The 16,323-nt window shown below is 44.0% G+C and carries 15 protein-coding genes and 3 pseudogenes; 5 read left to right on the forward strand and 13 right to left on the reverse strand.

The annotated features are described in order from the left end of the window. Positions 1-57: 57 nt before the first annotated feature. From ACGF5R_RS15610 to ACGF5R_RS15630, 5 genes and pseudogenes are all read right to left on the reverse strand, one after another. Complete coding sequence (locus ACGF5R_RS15610; protein WP_387691649.1) at positions 58-546, reverse strand: hypothetical protein; 489 nt, start codon at positions 544-546, stop codon at positions 58-60. A gap of 96 nt (positions 547-642) precedes the next feature. Next, positions 643-912 carry a hypothetical protein gene (locus tag ACGF5R_RS15615; RefSeq protein ID WP_387691651.1) on the reverse strand — a complete coding sequence of 90 codons (270 nt, stop codon included), beginning with the start codon at positions 910-912 and terminating at the stop codon, positions 643-645. A 294-nt stretch (positions 913-1,206) separates the two neighbouring features. Next, positions 1,207-1,773: a plasmid pRiA4b ORF-3 family protein gene (locus ACGF5R_RS15620; protein ID WP_387691653.1), complete on the reverse strand. Its 567-nt coding sequence runs from the start codon at positions 1,771-1,773 to the stop codon at positions 1,207-1,209. A gap of 53 nt (positions 1,774-1,826) precedes the next feature. Further along, complete coding sequence (locus ACGF5R_RS15625) at positions 1,827-2,093, reverse strand: hypothetical protein (protein WP_112878381.1); 267 nt, start codon at positions 2,091-2,093, stop codon at positions 1,827-1,829. Positions 2,094-2,317: 224 nt separating this feature from the next. After that, a pseudogene (locus ACGF5R_RS15630) lies at positions 2,318-2,864 on the reverse strand (IS630 family transposase); the annotation flags it as partial. Between the two features lie 216 nt (positions 2,865-3,080). Here ACGF5R_RS15630 and ACGF5R_RS15635 point away from each other — a divergent pair. Further along, positions 3,081-3,749, forward strand: a complete 669-nt coding sequence (locus ACGF5R_RS15635) for a papain-like cysteine protease family protein (protein ID WP_262981092.1) — start codon at positions 3,081-3,083, stop codon at positions 3,747-3,749. Between the two features lie 16 nt (positions 3,750-3,765). Continuing rightward, entirely contained in the window at positions 3,766-4,326 is a 561-nt protein-coding gene (locus ACGF5R_RS15640; RefSeq protein WP_262981093.1) for a hypothetical protein, read from the forward strand. A gap of 1,033 nt (positions 4,327-5,359) precedes the next feature. Here the strand turns inward: ACGF5R_RS15640 and ltrA are convergent. After that, a pseudogene (gene ltrA / locus ACGF5R_RS15645) lies at positions 5,360-6,741 on the reverse strand (group II intron reverse transcriptase/maturase). Positions 6,742-7,323: 582 nt separating this feature from the next. Between ltrA and ACGF5R_RS15650 the strand changes: the two are divergent. Next, positions 7,324-7,779 (forward strand): annotated as a pseudogene (locus ACGF5R_RS15650) (transposase); the annotation flags it as partial. Between the two features lie 273 nt (positions 7,780-8,052). On the opposite strand, the gene ACGF5R_RS15655 reads toward ACGF5R_RS15650, so the two are convergent. From ACGF5R_RS15655 to ACGF5R_RS15675, 5 genes are all read right to left on the reverse strand, one after another. Continuing rightward, complete coding sequence (locus tag ACGF5R_RS15655) at positions 8,053-8,991, reverse strand: helix-turn-helix domain-containing protein (protein WP_387691655.1); 939 nt, start codon at positions 8,989-8,991, stop codon at positions 8,053-8,055. Between the two features lie 193 nt (positions 8,992-9,184). Further along, on the reverse strand, positions 9,185-10,426 hold the full coding sequence (locus ACGF5R_RS15660) for an ATP-binding protein (protein ID WP_387691657.1): 1,242 nt from the start codon (positions 10,424-10,426) through the stop codon (positions 9,185-9,187). Positions 10,427-10,947: 521 nt separating this feature from the next. Continuing rightward, positions 10,948-11,421 (reverse strand): hypothetical protein, encoded by a 474-nt coding sequence (locus tag ACGF5R_RS15665; protein WP_112878386.1) that lies wholly within the window; start codon positions 11,419-11,421, stop codon positions 10,948-10,950. Continuing rightward, entirely contained in the window at positions 11,421-11,918 is a 498-nt protein-coding gene (locus ACGF5R_RS15670; protein WP_112878387.1) for a hypothetical protein, read from the reverse strand. The genes ACGF5R_RS15665 and ACGF5R_RS15670 overlap by 1 nt, the downstream gene beginning before the upstream one ends. Before the next feature lie 600 nt (positions 11,919-12,518). Beyond that, on the reverse strand, positions 12,519-12,680 hold the full coding sequence (locus tag ACGF5R_RS15675; protein WP_262981099.1) for a hypothetical protein: 162 nt from the start codon (positions 12,678-12,680) through the stop codon (positions 12,519-12,521). Here ACGF5R_RS15675 and ACGF5R_RS15680 point away from each other — a divergent pair. Then, positions 12,679-13,554, forward strand: a complete 876-nt coding sequence (locus ACGF5R_RS15680) for an alpha/beta fold hydrolase (protein ID WP_112878388.1) — start codon at positions 12,679-12,681, stop codon at positions 13,552-13,554. The genes ACGF5R_RS15675 and ACGF5R_RS15680 overlap by 2 nt on opposite strands. 255 nt (positions 13,555-13,809) lie before the next feature. Here ACGF5R_RS15680 and cynS read toward each other — a convergent pair whose 3' ends face one another. Together cynS and ACGF5R_RS15690 are read right to left on the reverse strand one after the other, a co-directional pair. Next, complete coding sequence (cynS, locus tag ACGF5R_RS15685) at positions 13,810-14,280, reverse strand: cyanase (RefSeq protein WP_112878389.1); 471 nt, start codon at positions 14,278-14,280, stop codon at positions 13,810-13,812. Positions 14,281-14,307: 27 nt separating this feature from the next. Beyond that, positions 14,308-14,967 carry a carbonic anhydrase gene (locus tag ACGF5R_RS15690; protein ID WP_262981100.1) on the reverse strand — a complete coding sequence of 220 codons (660 nt, stop codon included), beginning with the start codon at positions 14,965-14,967 and terminating at the stop codon, positions 14,308-14,310. Between the two features lie 418 nt (positions 14,968-15,385). Here ACGF5R_RS15690 and cynR point away from each other — a divergent pair, with 418 nt between their 5' ends. After that, a complete protein-coding gene (gene cynR, locus ACGF5R_RS15695; protein ID WP_262981101.1) occupies positions 15,386-16,288 on the forward strand; it encodes a transcriptional regulator CynR in 903 nt (300 codons plus the stop codon). Positions 16,289-16,323: the final 35 nt, after the last annotated feature.

The raw sequence follows: 16,323 nt of genomic DNA on the forward strand, positions 1-16,323 counted from the left end.
GAGTTGGCATGTTCTTTAACAGAGCGGGAAAAAGCGGTGGAGAAAAAGGCTGCTAAATCAAGGGGAAAAGTCCGCTAACCTGTATGATGGCGTCGGGATAGTGCCGAAGATGTCATCGGCGGTAAAGTGGGATGGCGGCAGATTGGTGAGCCAAAAACAAAAGCGTTTTTCCTGCGCAAACCAACGTCGGATGACCCGAAATTCGAATCGGCCACGCCGACAGGTGAAATCCAGTACTTCAGCACGGTTGTTTTTGCGACTAATCTCCCGGAGTTTTTTGCCCGCCAGTGTCGGTAATTGTCGCCCCTGTCCATTTCGGGCGCTGACAATCAGGGGATTAAGCAATTGGCTTCCCCGCACGATAAATGCCCCCCGGACAGGGAAAATAGCTCGAAGTACCCGAAATCCACGTAACCGGCATCCGCCAACAGCAATGTATTGCGTAAGGTGTGAGGGGCAGGCAGATAAGCCCGCTCGGAGGCCGTGTCTGCGGTCACCGTCATGGCGATAGGCGATTGGCTGAACAAAGACAGGGTCATATGGCACTTAACCGCCGCCTTCAAGGGACTGAAACGACAGGGAAAAACCCCGGCTAACTCGGGATGAACGTTGAATGAGCTGCCATCCTGCAAGAGGATATCGTCAAACTGGCTGAATTTTTGGGTAAGGGGGCAAAGCTTTTTCAATCAACTGAGTCATGGCGAACGTCACCAGTGTCCTCATAAAATCGGCGAAAGCGCTTTTACGCAACTGATTATGAAAGGGCTTATAGGCGACAGTGTGTTTTTCACTCAGACACATGCCATTGAATTGCCAGTGCAGGTCAGCGATGGAGGGACAGTTTCCTTTGCTCAGAGCGGCTATCAGACTGAGAACCAGAGACTGTGGCCCAATATTTCTGAGTCGTTCCATAAAGCCACATCAGCGGGCGGTTTTTTCAAGAAAAGTGTTACTGAAGAATTGCATTAACTGAAGTTTTGTGGAGATAATTGTCATCGGCTTTATTCTCTGATCTCGGTATTTTGTTTGGCGACAATTATCAGATCATAAATAAAGCCTTTTTTCTATCTAAAATAACCGGTTGGCGCTAAAGATCCTGTTTATGATAAAGGTATACCTTTATAGACAGGTGGCCTACAGCCAGAGTACTTCCGGCTCAAGGGCCGGAGCAGAAAGATTAAGCTGCCTCAGCCGCTGATTGACTTTTTATCGGTTGAACCGGACGGTATCGAGTGCATCAATAAAGGGACGAATATCACCGACCGTGGTCGAGTCATCCGCAATCGCACGAAATAATGCCAGGACTTTGTCCACTTCATCAGCCCATGTCGCCCCCCCCGGCATTCCATGACCACTCAGACAAAATGGTGTTTTCAGGTCTGAATTATCATGGATAGTCTCAATGCGAATGTCATGAAGCCAGTTATCAAATAAGTTGAATTGATAGGCAAAGCGATCGCCGACATCAAAAGCAAAATCATCAATCACGACCTTGTACGGATTATCCGGGAAAGCGATGCCTCCTTCGTAAGAGATGCCGTAGTCTTTGCCATAAATGTGGAACTGATGAAGGTGATCATCATCCCAGCCCTGTACTATCTGGATAATGTAGTGAAGCGCAGCCAGTGACGTATCAGTAGCAATCCTCAGCCGACGCCAGACCATGGGACTGACACCACGAACAGCGAGCTTAATCGTGTACATTTTCATAGCAAAGCGGATGATGGAGACGTAGTGAAATAATGTCAGTATTCTATCGTCAGCGGGGAGCATTTGATGATGACTGCCCCACGCTTTTTCATGCTCTCTTGCTTATAGGGTCAGTATTAAGGCATTTCTGCAATTGGTATAACCATTCTTCTATAAAAATTTAAACCATTGATTGTTTCATATTCAATTAAGAAAAAGCCTGGAGCATTACGAGAATTTGCTGTGATCAAAGCCTGCCCAGCGAGAATTAATGTATTTCCTATTTCTGAGGTATAATCTAGTGGTTCAAAATTAATAACCGTTGTTGCATTATGTGCAGTAAATGCAATTTTATTGTTTGGCAATGTACTTATTAAAATTGACGTTGGAAGAATATGTGACATTTTTTATCCCTTCTTGGTTATGTATTTAATGTGTTGAAAACTGTGATTGCAGTACAACTCTACGATTAAGGTTTTACTGCAATTTATATGCACTAAACAGCATTAGATGCAATACAATTAAATTCATAATACACACTTTGAATACGTGCCCCCTTCTTATTTTTGATAAATAATATTATTTTTTATTTATAGTGTATGTTTGTTTTTAGTTGTTTATATTTATTTTAACGTAAATTATGGTTGGGGATAAGAGATAAATAAGTTTTTATAAATGAGTTAATGAATTTTTCAACGCCTTTCAAGAATTGCCACATATACTGACAACAATGATTCCATGTGACAGTTTCATGCAATGATTGCCATAGGCGTTCAATCTTATTTATCTATGGCGAATAGACCGATAAAAACAACAGATTAAATTTAGGATTTTGTTTTAGCCATGCCCTGACTTTCCGACTTTTATGAATGCCATAGTTATCTAAAATCAACGTGATGTTTTTTGCATGGCGATATTGGCAATTCAGTTTCTTTAACATTTTGATAAATAAATCAGAATTTTTCTTTATACCGCTGACATAAGTCACTTGGCCTGTTTGGGCGTCAAGGCAGTCCGCAAGGTAGTATTTTTGATTTTTTCCCGGCGTCATGACCCGTTTTTGTTGCCCTTTCAGACACCAGTCCGCTCAGATTTTGGGGTATAAGGTCAATATCAACTTCATCTTCGTAAAACACAGGATGTTGTTCTGACACGTTGGATAAGGATTCATCCAATCAATAGCATTCCTGATGATCAGTCAGGAGATTACCGCTCTGCGAAAATTAGAATAATCAAGATATAAGGTTAATTTATTAATGTACCTCTGATAAATTTTACATTTTTATAACAAAAAAATAAATCTTATATTGTATTTGCAGACATACAATCCAATAAGATTCGTGATTTAAAACTCTAAAACTGGAGTCACATTTTCAACAAGTGAGGACAACATGACTGATATTCAAAATGGCAATTTACCGAGATGCCTTTCTTTAAAAAAAGTGGCGCTTTCCGCTTCCAAACGTAGCATAGAAACCAACATCTTGTATTCTGATGGGAAGACAGGCTACTTAACGGATTTCTGGAGTAAAGGGTACTCGCAGATTCAGGAGCAAACGTATTGGTGCTGGGTCGCTGTGGCTGCAAGTATAGGCAGTTATTATGCGCAGACGCCGTATTCTCACCGACAAGCGTCAATTTATGAGAAATCCAACAATATTACGCCTGGAACTTGTGTAGCTCCCTATCGCACCCTTCCAAAGAATAATTGTAATAAGGAGGGAGATCCAGACAACTCCTTGGCGGTGATAGGGGCGTTGGGGCAAAAAATACTAGGAAAAGGTTATGTACCTGCTCTTATGACAGAACTACTAAATGATAAGCCATTTGTCATTGCCGTTTATTTCTCGCACCCAATTGCCAAATTAGGTAACGCTAAGGGGCACGCAGTGGTGATATCATCTGTATTCAATGAAAAGCCGTATCATGGAGTTTGGGAAGTATGCGACCCGTGGAGCAATACGAGAACGTTGGAGAATTTCGATACATTCCCGTCATATTACTATGGTGATCCAATGGCTAGATGGGCAGAGACCTACTTTACTAAAAAACCAATATAATACATGAGGTACGCAAATGACTATTAACTTTGTGAGTGCTCCAAGCGGGGCAGATAGTGTTATAGTTTCTTTTTTACAAGATATTATAGATGGAGGCTCGCTTAGCGAAGCTGATACAAACAATAAAATAAATACCAACGACGTCTCATCGTCGAACCCGATTAAAATGTACTATGTCGATTACAATGAATTTGAAAAAACGAAATCCTTGATCAAGGCTGCCCGCGCTACAGGTTGGCGGTATCTATTGTGGTCAGACGGCTCTGTTGTGTCCGATCTCCATTTGAACATGCACGATGAAAATCTCATCGTCTCTTCAATGACCCTTGATGGCCCAATACCCGTCTCGACAGTTGAGGCGCTCCTTGCAGCAGAAATGGATAGCAGAGTTCAACAGCAAAGCTATGAAGTGAGGCAACTTAATTTACCTTGGTGTTATTTTGTAGCTCTGTGGTTACACAACCCAATTCACGACATTATCATCCCGCTTAAGCCAACATTAATTCATGATATCACGATCCACAAATTGTATGAGGTGGAAGAAATTTCCAACAAAATTATAGCGCAAACAGGTTGACTCTAAGATGCTAAGCTATAGTGCACAGTTAAAAAAGTGGGCATCTTTTTAACTTTATTTTAATCGCCATATTCATTTTCTATGGCAAAGGTAGGAGAATGTAATGAACGTATTCCAACCACTTAGCCTTTGGCACTGTACTGAAATTGGGAGATGAGGTGTGGATCCTCTCAGATTCCTAGCCTTCTTATAGTGCCTAAAAGCAGGAGCCATGTCAACGGTATCAATATCCATGGCTCGATAATTGATAGCGGGCGGGTTGCGTTTCCTATTTTACCACCAACTAACTAAAGTGCCCCACAAATTTTTATGCTCCCCGTGATGAGGAAACAGTCTGCTCAAAGCCGGGATTTTTCGACATAGACGGGCTTGATTCCCCCGTCAATACAGTACGGAAGGAAACACACTGCGGGTCTAATTTGAACAATCAGACCCACAGTGTTGTTTCCAGTACATAAAGACAGCAGCAGTCATGCAGCTGAAAACATAGCATTCATGAATAAAATAGCCCTTAACCTGCCCAAAAATGAGAAAACAGCTAAAGTAAGCGTGAAAACCAGGCGCCAGAAGGTAGAGTGGGATAATAATTATATGATGAAGGTTGATAGCAGGCTTGTGAGGTGTCGAAAATTCATACGCCACTACATAATCACTTAGTTTGACCTGTAATGGATTGATCTAATGCTAATTTGGTGCGGTATTTTTGTGTTTTAAAGCTGGTTAATCTAAATATTTCCATTTTTGACTCAAAATCAAATCACTATATCGAAAATAACATAACTTAATCTAAAATACTGCCTCTCAAATTTTCCCTAAAAATTTTAATCACAATTAAGATCATGAATCGGTTTAATTATGGCAATGGTGCCCCTTGGCAAAATAATGACAGGGTTGGCCGGATGGGCTGTATTTGTTATTCAGCCTGTGTATGCAGATGACAAACCTTTATTCAAACGGGTCGCGGTAGGAATAGCCGTTACCGGCTACCCCCCCCCGCACAGATCCGGACGTGCGCTACTAACGCATCCGGCTCCTACCTCGGGTGTTTGGCGTAAAAGCGCTGCAAAGGATAAGGATGTACAATTCGGGGGGACGGTATCCATTTATTCACTAACTGACTGTAACGCGACCACGTCATTTTGTGCCGCTGGCTTCGCCGTCTCAGTGACTTCAACCACATCTGCTTCACTTCTTCCACAAATTGACACAATGCTCTGCTGTTGAAGGGGACGCCATAGTAATTGATGTGCCCTTCTACCACTCGTTTCAGCCACCGTCCCGTTTCTTCCGGGCGGTTATGCAGCCGTTGCCGCAGCCCCTGCTTTATTCGCTTCAGTTGTGTTTGACGTCGTTTTCGTTGAGTTTTGCGCATCACCGCATCCTCGCCCGTGTGTAGTCGTCCTATATAATGCGTAAATCCCAGAAAATCAAACGTCCCCGGCTTGCCCCTCTCCGGTCACTCCTCATATTGCTTTAACGCAAAGCGGCCAAATCGTACCAGCCGGGTTTTCGCTGGGTGTACCTTCAGCCCAAACTGCATCAGACGTCGTTGTAGCAGGGATTGGCACGCCCGAGCATCCTGATGATTCTGGAAGCCCAGAACCGCATCATCACCACCTCTCCTTGCACCTACTTTCTCCATGCGTTGAGCCAGAGATCAAAGCTGTAGTGCAGATAAATATTCGCCAGCAGTGGCGATATGACAGCACCTTGCGGCGTGCCACAATGCGACTTCTGTCGGTGGCCGTGTTCATCAACTATCCCCACCGTGACCCACTGCCTAATTAATCGCAACATCCGACCGTCCCTTATCCTGTGCTGAATAAAGCGGATGAGCCAGTCATGCTCCACAGTATCGAAGAACCGACTGATGTCCAGATCCAGCACCCAATTGACTTTCCTTTCCATAATTGCCACATTCAGCGCGTCCAGAGCATCGTGCTGCCCTCTGCCCGGTCTGAACCCACACGAGAAGCCGAGAAAATTGGTCTCGTAGATTTGATTTAAGACCGTGACAGCCGCTTGCTGCACGATTTTGTCCTCCAGACACAGTATACTCAATGGCCTTTCTGTCCCGTCTTCTTTCAGGATCATCACCTGCCTTGCCGGCTGGGGTCTGTATTGCCCCCGATGAAGTCTGCCGTGGAGCGCATGGAGGTTATTTTGCAGATTTTCTGCCTAGTTTTCCCATGTGATACCATCGCAGCCCGGTGCCGACTGGCGTTTAAGTTGCTGAAAAACCTGATATAACAGTTCTTCACTGATGTGATGAAAAAGGTGAGTAAACTGTTGTTTCCTATCCTTCTTTGCTGCTTTTCGCACAGCCAGCAAGCGTAACGTCGTATTTCCCCGGCTCTGTGTCCGGATACGGGCGCACTGTTGGCTGTTCCCCTTGGTCGGGAGCCTTCCCTCCATCAATTCCGCCACATTGTTTTCTGTTTTGTTCACTGATTTCTCGGTACTATACTCCCGTCCGACTTCCTGATCTCAATAGAGCCTCTGCTTTGACACTTAGACCTTATCGTCCCAACTGCTCAAGATGGGAAACCGTTCAGGATCTCCCAGGTTCCGCGCGACGAACTTCCTCACATGCACAGGGCCTCCGACCCCGGGAGGTATAGTCAAGTTTCGCCAATACACCCTGACCATTGTAAGTTTCTGCTTCCCTTAACTGCATCACCACCTCCGATTTACCGATTTCGTGGCTCAATACCTAGCCTGTGAGTGCCTTCGCTAATACTTCACGACAGTAGTTACCCACAGTCGCGCATAGCTAAAGGACCGGGCGAGTGGCTAGCTCTTACCCGGAAGGGACTTTCACCCTCTGTTCTATCGCCAGCTTGCCTGGCGTACTAAGGCTCCGGTGAACTCACCTTGTCTTTCCCTTCCAGCCCCTGCACGCTACCGCTTCCTTATCTTCACCTGGAGACTGACACCATGAGCCGTAGCCGATATACCCCGGAGCAAAAACAACACCCTGTGACCCAATGGCGGCACAGTGGCCGTTATGCGCAGAGCATGCCGAAAGACTGGTCAGGCGGCACATTAGTGACGGATGATTATGCGGGTTACAATGCGCTGCATGCCCGGCCGTGGCTGAATGAGTTTCGAGCCTGGTTGCAGACGACTCAGGCCCAAACGGCCCCCAACTCCGGGTTACGCAAAGCGATAGATTATCCCCTGAAGCGCTGGTCGGCCCTTGTGTGTTATCTGGATGATGGCCGGGTGCCGATAGACAACAACCGGGCAGAGAATGCCCTCCGGGGCGTGACGGTCGGCCGAAAGAACTGGCTTTTTGCGGGCTTGCTGCCTGAGAGGCAACGGGCCGCCATGATAATGATCCTGCTGGAAAGCGCCAAAGCCAGCGGATATGAGTCCTGGTTCTGGTTACGTGATGTCCTTACCCGGTTACCGGCCTGGCCGAACAATCGGTTGAATGAGCTGCTCCCCTAGCTGGAGAATCCCTTCAGTTAACATCCCATTTTGTTGTTATCTGACAACGCAAGGTGAGTTCACCGGAGCCTTACGATAAAGAAGGCAATCCTGTCAGTCAAAATCCGTGATAATCTTACCAATCAGGGAGAAATACAGGCTAGCAAGCATCTTGATATCACAGGGGGTTATTGGGTGATCTGCTTGGATGAAAATACCCATCACTCGTTATACATCTGGCAGAACACCCTGATTTTAGGGGGCTGCCAGATGAGCGGGTGTTTAATAGCAGAATTATCCTATATGAAAAGCAGATGGATCTAGTTGGAATTCTTTATCAATTTCCAGCTTCTTCAATATCGCAGGAAGAACCTGGTGAATTGTACGCATACCAACCAGAAGTTCGTTCATATAAATATCTGGATGAATACGTGAAGAATTGAACCCCAAACTTTCTGCTTCGGCTTCAAGACCGAGATTGTCACCAGAATCATAAATTAACGCGAGCAGTTCTGCCCTAAGAGGAACGCCGGCCCGAAACGCTTTATCCTTAACAATATTGAGCCATTCTTCGTAATCTTTCATAACATTATATTTGAATTCTTTGTACCTAGGAGCCAGTTTTGTATCAACCTCAATTTTACAGGCCGCTAGATCAACCAAGCAGGACTCAATGTTTCCTGCCTCTGTTTCAAATAAATCTAACTCTTCATCATAGATAAAGTCAGAAATGTAAGCAGCGTAGAAGCCATAAACATTATTAAGTGCATTGAAGATTTTGTAGATGATATTAGCGTAATTATCCTTTTCTACTGCATCCCAGAATTCTTCATCTTCATCAACGTCCAGCTCTTCAGGGAATGACTTCGGCGACCTTATCCCCATACTTGTAAGTACACTGGAAACACTTGAACATAAGAGATCCATCTCGTCCTGCAAGGGGTCAGTAATATACCCAGTCTCTGCATTCTCGTGAGCCATGTCAGCAAGACGGTATATGAGTTTTTGCCATTTAACAGCTTCTTCATAAGAACCCGCCCAGAGAATAAATTCAGGGTCCAGTTCACCTATCATTGCTACATCCCGGAGTTTCTTTTCCATATCCAGCGACATATGTTCACCTTTTTTCCATTTAGTGATCTGAGTGGGAGATACCCCAAGTCGACTGGCCAATTCTTTTTGGGTGCAGGATAAAGTACGCAGGGCTAGTTCTACCAAAGCTTCACTTATCATTGTGAGGTTCCTTTCTTTTTACTAAATATATCTAACAATGTAGTAAAAACAGTCTTGCTTATTTTTTAGTATATTTCAATCATTTTTTACTAAAAAATTGCAATTTATTAATTTTTCAGTATTTATCTGCATGGAGGCTGGTTTCAAGTGAAGTTTGGGCTGAATTAAGACGTCCTTTAGAACGTGGTAGATATCAATGCCCCCAAAGCACATTCATTGGTACTGCAAATGTGTTCGGTACGTGGCTAATTGGCAGACAATTGTTACCTGTGTAAAGTAAGATGCCTCCCTGCCAATCTCTGTCAGCCAGTGAAGCTAATCTTGCCAACCCCATACCGTCTTTCGGCTGTATGCTGGCCGCTTTTTTAACTTCAACCCCCCAGATTCTTCGACCATCTTCAATAACCAGATCAACTTCAACCTGATCTTTATCACGATAGTGGGAGAAGTGCAGTTCATGTTCTCCCCAACCTGATTGGCAGATCAATTGTTGCACCACAAAGCTTTCGAGTACTGCACCAAAGTCATTACTAAGGTTATGCCAATCGTCGACTCTCATATTGTTTAAAGCACAAGCTAAACCGGAGTCTACTACATGAACTTTAGGAGCTTTTATTAAACGCTTGGCTTGGTTTTTATGCCAAGCCGGTAAGCGTCTCACTAAGAACAAGCGCTCTAGAATGGTGATGTATTTGTCAACGGTTTCTCGCTGAAGACCTACATCTTTCGCTAATCCACTGATGTTCAAAAGGCTACCAGTACGCAATGCGAGGATCTTAATGAGTCTCAGTAATTCGTCTTCATCTCGAATCGCTGCAACGTCTTTCACATCACGTTGAATAATGGCGTTGAGGTACTGCTTATACCACTGACGAGCTCGCGCCTCACTGCGCATATTCGGCTCTGGATAACCTCCTTGTACTACAGCTTCTGCTACGCCTTCAATGAGGATTTGTTCCCCTTTGATTGAAGGAGAAATTTTGTTAGTGATCAGCTGTTCGAGTAGCGATGTTGGACTATGTTGCTTTTCTTGTTCAGAAAGTGGCTGCAAAAAGATTACTTCGACGCGACCTGCTAGTGATTCCTGTACTCCAGGCAGCAACAGCAAATTAGCTGAACCAGTTAGTATGAACCGCCCCGGTCGACGATGAATGTCTATAGTTGCTTTTAAGGCAGGCAAGATCTCTGGCACACGCTGTACTTCATCCAGTGTGACACGTTCTGGCAAGCTTTGTACAAATCCAGTGGGATCGGCTTTAGCTGTGTTAAGCAGAGTGCTGTCATCAAAAGTTAGGTAAGCCCGCCCAGGCTCTAGAGATTTCGCCAACGTTGTTTTGCCGACTTGGCGAGGACCAAGCAAGCACACCACTGGTGTATCAGCCAATGCTGCCTTGAGCTGTGGTGCTATGTATCTTGGGTGTAGTGCGTTACTCAAGGTTGTTCTTTTATGTTCAATGTGGAGAATGAAGCTTAAATTGCTCCGTCTATTTGTTGGCTATGGCTATCGTCTAAATGCTGGTTTTCATAGCGTCTATTTGCTGGTTTCCTTTTCGTCTATTTGTCGATTTATGACGTTCCTACACATCAGTCAAAATTTTTCCTTTGGGCTTAAAGGCACGACTGTAACGAAAAGCCAGAGTAATTGGAGGAATAAATCTAACAATATCCGACAGTAGAGGAGTCGACGCCAGTGAACTCTGTATCCAGCACACAGAGAGGATAAGGAGCACCAGTGGACTTAAAAAGCTTACTGTAAAGCTATATCGTGAAAAAGCCCCAATCTTGCATTCGCAAAACTAGGGCCTAATATCTTTCGCTTTATGACGGGGGGACTGAGCACCATGATAAGATGGGAGAAGAACCGTCGACTAGCTACGCTTTGGAAGCGAATTCACAAGTAATAAATTGTCAACATAATAATAGCGGTTTAACCACCAAGAATTTATTTGGACCTTATCACCTAAACTGCTTCCCCATTTTTATCGAAAAAGCATTCATGATTGAAATAACAGTTGCACATAAACTGGGCAGCAATTGCGTAATAAAACCAAGAATAGTTCCGTGATTCACCGAAGAATGATGATTAGCCATGCCTCCCATAGCAATTTGCATAAAAGCGGAGTTTGTCAGGTAAGCATAAACCAAGCCGCAAATCCCTGTAACCAACAGAAAGCTTATAAGCATGGCAACCACCGCCCCTACCCTCTGAGGTAATCTTCCCCTGATTGAATTGATGGTGAGCGCGGTCAGGCAACCCGGAGCAAAACCCCATCCCAAGAGATACCAAATAATCATTAACCCCTTTAGCGGGACGCTATGTGCCATTTCCAAAATATCAGCGCGCCATAATATAAGATTCAGGCATGCAGCCAACACAGCCAGAAATATGGAAATAGCGAAACTGTTAGGCAAAGTTAATTTCTTATTCACTAAAAGACCTTGAGACGAGCAAGAAATCTCGCACCAGTTACTGAGTTAAGAAGAAAACTACCCAAAATGCCAGCAATAAGTGCGGCAGTATATCCTTTAATCAGGAATAGCAACGGCATTTCTATTGAACCCCAATAATTCAGCCCCACGTTGTGGTCCAAGCCCCAACAAAGTGTTTGGCAAACACTGAATAACAGAGCGCTACTCACGGCGGTCATGATATAAGCGCCGGTACTTCCTGGCGTGAAACGTGCTGATACCAAGTAAGTCAGTCCCCCAACGGCGGCCCCCATGCCAATACCACATAAACCAAGCGCCCATACGAGACGCCATACCAGAGGGCCATTGTCGGGAAATAAAATAAAACTCATTAAAAGAAATCCAGCCTCTGCGATAAAGCCCAGAGAAATAAATAGCTTAATCGTGCGTATAGCACGTTTCTCACCTTCTGCCACCACATATTGCGGATCGGGTTCATTCACGATTTGAGTAGACATTTTTCATCTCCTGGATAGGTGCGTTAAATATCCGATGATGCCATTCAATTTCATCTTTCCGAAGCAGACTACACACGCTGATAGATTGTATAAACCGAGTCGAACGTTGTAATAGAATGCTATCAGAGCGAAAAAAATACTTTATAAAATATTTCGAAAAATAATTTTTTGTGTATTACTGATAACTCTTAATTATATAAATAATCAATAATATCCAAGCAATAGATTAATCAAATTATTTAATAATGCAATCACATAAAACAAGTGATGTAATCACTATGGTATGAGGATGAAATCCTGTCAATGTGAAATAAGAAATTAATAAGACAATCCAGCATATGATCTTTTTAATATTTTGATATTCCCCATTCAGCCTGACAAAAAACTTTCATTTTAATTAATAGATTGCAACTTATTTCCCCTGCCTGCAATATCGCAAAAATACAATAAACAAGACCTAATATTGGAATTTGTAATAATATGAATATTCAAGCGCAATACTATTTTAATTTTATAATTTGACAATAACTCTATACTTAGTTATTAATTTAATTAAGCAACTAACAAGATCATTGTTTAATTATCTATACCCTATGGATTTCAAGATGCATCGCGACGGCAAGGGAGCGAATCCTCGGGAGCATAGATAACTATGTGACCGGGGTGAGTGAGTGCAGCCAACAAAGAGGCAACTTGAAAGATGACGGGTATATATTTGGCTTCTATATAACTCATACCTATCAGGAGAGATTTAATTACCATGAATAAGTCCCAACAAAAATTTAATATCAACGAAAATGTCATAAACGTAGATGGAAAAGATGTAAAATTTTTCACATCCCAACCTCTCGATCCAATTAAGAATAGCGCCAAGAGAAATCCTATCGTCTTGGTACATGGCACTGGCGGCAGCACAGAGATACATTTCGGTTATCTCTTTCAACTACTTGCCTCGGAAAATCGAGTTATATCCCTGGATTTTTCTCAACCAGTAAAAGCAAACGAAACGCTTACCCTTGAACATCTTGAAAAACAGGTCGAAGCCGTTATTGAAACAGCGGCGTCGGGGGAGTCTGTCACACTGATAGGTTACTCGTTGGGTGCTGTCGTTACTGCTTCTGTTGCCGCTAAGCGTCCGGACCTGGTTCGTAATTTGGTTCTGATCGCAGGATGGGTGAAAACAGATTCACAGTTAGCACGATTTTTATCTGTCTGGCGTCAGTTATATGAGATCCAATCACCCTCTATTGCAGACTTTATGATATTTTGCGCTTTCAGTTCTCCCAATCATGTCAATATGCTTCCAGATCAGCTTGCAATCGGATTTGAAAATGCTGTGCCGGGGGAATTTGAAGCGTTACAAATGGATCTTAATGGCCGGGTTGATATCTCCCAACTTGTTCCTACGATAAAAGCCACAACGCTAATTATCGGCTGTACACACGATCAAATGATACCTATCCGTCACAGCAAAGATCTGTTTGGTGCCATTCAGGACGCACGCTATACAGAGATAGAGTGTGGACATGCGGTCATTTATGAGCGTCCTTCGCAGTTGATGCAGGTTATTGATCAGTTCTGCGCGGACCCGTCGTTTTATCCTGCCGGGACCATAATCCCTTCAGACCTGCCATAATCCCTTTAATCCTCTGGAGAACTATGATGAATAAAAGTACACCAAATACAGATATATCACAGGCCACAGATGTAGCAATTATTATCAACGGACCAAATGCGACACTTACCCATAACTCAATTAGTTATATACTTGAATCTCAAATACATTTTATAAAAAACCCGAAATGGCTAATTAATAAACTTTAATTTGAAACAGCAAGAGATTTGTCTCTCAAATTCAAACCTCTTGCTGATGCCAACAATTGCAATTGCTTTAGAACGGTTTAGTCGGCAAATATTTCCCATCTAGCGTAATGACAGCACGCGAACCGCCATTAGGATCATCGACCTTTTTGATATCAAGTTTGAAGTCAATCGCACTGATAATGCCATCACCAAACTTCTCGTGGACAAGCGCCTTAAGGGTTGAACCATAAACCTGCAACATTTCATAGAATCGGTAAATAGTCGGATCAGTCGGTATACCCTCGGGAATACTGCCACGTACAGGGATGGTTTGCAGCAGAAGGAGTGCATCCTCGCCAAGTTCAAGCCGGTCAACCACAATCCTCGCAGCATCGGCTGGCAATGGGTGCTGGCCGAGCAATGCTGCGGTGACGAATGCGAGACTCAGACCAGTTCCTTGTGCGATATCTTCAAACGTCAAATTCTTGCGTATCTTAGCGTCGATGATAGCATCAGTAAGGACCAGCCTGGGAGTTTGGGAGTATTGAGATTGTGTCATAATGATTCCTTTGGATTAATAAGCTATTTAAATGCCGTGGTGAAACACGGATTGTGTTGCAGAAACATGTGGATAGTCCGCAAGCGAAACAAATTGGCCGACCAAGCCGTCTAGAGCATCGATCGAACCAGCCTCTATATCGTAAACCCAGCCGTGTAGATTCAAGTGTCCCTGTTCCAGCCCAAGCGCCACGGACGGGTGGGTCTTGATATTAGCAATTTGAGCGATTACGTTTTCACGCACCATCGAGTCAAGTCGAGCAATCTCACTAACATGCTCACGTGCCTGATTAATCGCTTTCGCAGAATCCGCATAACGTAACCAGCTGGTAATCGCGGGAAGATGATCCATACATTTACAGGTCGCAATTGTGGTCATAGCACCACAATCTGAATGTCCGCAGATCACAATGTCAGTGACCCCAAGCACAGCGATCGCATACTCAACGGTAGCGGAAACACCGCCAGATTCTGCACCGTACGACGGAATGATGTTACCAGCATTGCGTATTACGAACAGATCACCTGGCTCACTCTGAGTCAGAAGCTCTGGAACCACACGGCTGTCGGAGCACGCAATAAACAAAGTACGCGGATTTTGGCTGGCGGCAAGCCGCTTGAAACGCTCGCAACACTTTGGAAATACCTCGTGCTGGAATTGTAAAAAACCTTCAATAATATCCTGCATGTCTTCACTCCATCGTGATCGATAAAAAAGCGAATGGATAAAGAATGAACGAATTTATCTATAGCGTCAAAGATCGGATTACTATCATCGCTATAGTATTTTCCAATAGTTTATTGTCGTTCTGCGGCAACGTATTTGTTTTTTGTTATTTACATCTTATAAACGACAAATGATGACGCCATAGTGTTTACATGATGTAACCAAGTTTCGTGATCAGCTCAAGATAAGCTACGGGGTAATACCACCAACGCTAACACTAAAGGTACAACACGGCGTTGACATGTTCAGGAAGCCCTTATAGTCTTCACCCCATCGTGGCCGATAAGACAGCCAACAGGTGAAAAATGAGCGAATATTTCTATAGTCTCAAAGATCAGGATGTCATTACTTCCATATTATTTTCAAATAGTTAATTGATATGCTGCTACGACACATTCGTTATCTGCTGGCAGTTGCCAAACATCAGAACTTCACACGCGCCGCAGAGGAACTTCATATCTCACAACCAACCCTATCGCAACAAATCAGGCAACTTGAAGAGTCACTGCACGTGCAACTGTTCGATCGCTCTGGAAGGACTGTACGACTGACTGACGCTGGCGAGGTATACACAAGTTACGCCCGTCGTGCGTTGCAGGATCTGGATGCCGGACAGCGTGCGATTCATGATGTGCAGGATTTAAGCCGCGGATTGCTCAGGCTAGCAATGACACCCACCTTCACTACTTATTTCATCGGCCCTTGGGTAGAACGTTTCAACGCGCTTTATCCAGGAATTACGTTGAATATTAAGGAAATGACACAAGATCAGATAGAAGTCTCTTTAGCAGAGAACCAGCTCGATCTCGGCATCGCGTTCTCAGAAGTGCGCTCCCCCGACATTGATAGCGAACCATTGTTCATCGAAACACTCAGCCTGATCGTTGGTCAATCGCATCGACTCATTGGTCAACAAACATCATTAACGGCGAAAATGTTGGAACATGAAGGGTTAGCGCTACTAAGTAAAGACTTTGCAACGCGGAACCATATTGATTTGTACTTCCAGAAACAGGGGATCACGCCACACATTGCAATTGAGGCCAACTCCGTCAGTGCAATCGTAGAAATTATCCGTCGGGGACGACTCGCAACTTTGTTGCCTGATGTCATAGCCCACGAACAGACAAGGCTCTATTCCATTGCCATTCAACCTACGTTACCGCAACGCAATGCGGTACTGTTGTGGCGCCGTGGCGCATATCGAAGCGCTGCGAGCCAGGCGTTTGCCAATCTGATCACGCACCGTTTCGATGTATACCAAGAAAGTGACGATTTCTGATAATGATAAATAGAAAACACATCGTGTCTGGCGGC

Origin of the sequence: Photorhabdus sp. RM71S (assembly GCF_042879355.1) — a bacterium.
GTDB lineage: Bacteria > Pseudomonadota > Gammaproteobacteria > Enterobacterales > Enterobacteriaceae > Photorhabdus > Photorhabdus kayaii.

Coding starts and splice junctions, on each gene's coding strand:
- ACGF5R_RS15640 (WP_262981093.1), top strand. CDS start 3,766: ATGACTATTAACTTTGTGAGTGCTCCAAGCGGGGCAGATAGTGTTATA.
- cynS (WP_112878389.1), bottom strand. CDS start 14,280: ATGACACAATCTCAATACTCCCAAACTCCCAGGCTGGTCCTTACTGAT.
- ACGF5R_RS15625 (WP_112878381.1), bottom strand. CDS start 2,093: ATGTCACATATTCTTCCAACGTCAATTTTAATAAGTACATTGCCAAAC.
- ACGF5R_RS15655 (WP_387691655.1), bottom strand. CDS start 8,991: ATGATAAGTGAAGCTTTGGTAGAACTAGCCCTGCGTACTTTATCCTGC.
- ACGF5R_RS15690 (WP_262981100.1), bottom strand. CDS start 14,967: ATGCAGGATATTATTGAAGGTTTTTTACAATTCCAGCACGAGGTATTT.
- ACGF5R_RS15635 (WP_262981092.1), top strand. CDS start 3,081: ATGACTGATATTCAAAATGGCAATTTACCGAGATGCCTTTCTTTAAAA.
- ACGF5R_RS15620 (WP_387691653.1), bottom strand. CDS start 1,773: ATGCTCCCCGCTGACGATAGAATACTGACATTATTTCACTACGTCTCC.
- ACGF5R_RS15670 (WP_112878387.1), bottom strand. CDS start 11,918: ATGTCTACTCAAATCGTGAATGAACCCGATCCGCAATATGTGGTGGCA.
- ACGF5R_RS15680 (WP_112878388.1), top strand. CDS start 12,679: ATGAATAAGTCCCAACAAAAATTTAATATCAACGAAAATGTCATAAAC.
- ACGF5R_RS15615 (WP_387691651.1), bottom strand. CDS start 912: ATGGAACGACTCAGAAATATTGGGCCACAGTCTCTGGTTCTCAGTCTG.
- cynR (WP_262981101.1), top strand. CDS start 15,386: ATGCTGCTACGACACATTCGTTATCTGCTGGCAGTTGCCAAACATCAG.
- ACGF5R_RS15675 (WP_262981099.1), bottom strand. CDS start 12,680: ATGGTAATTAAATCTCTCCTGATAGGTATGAGTTATATAGAAGCCAAA.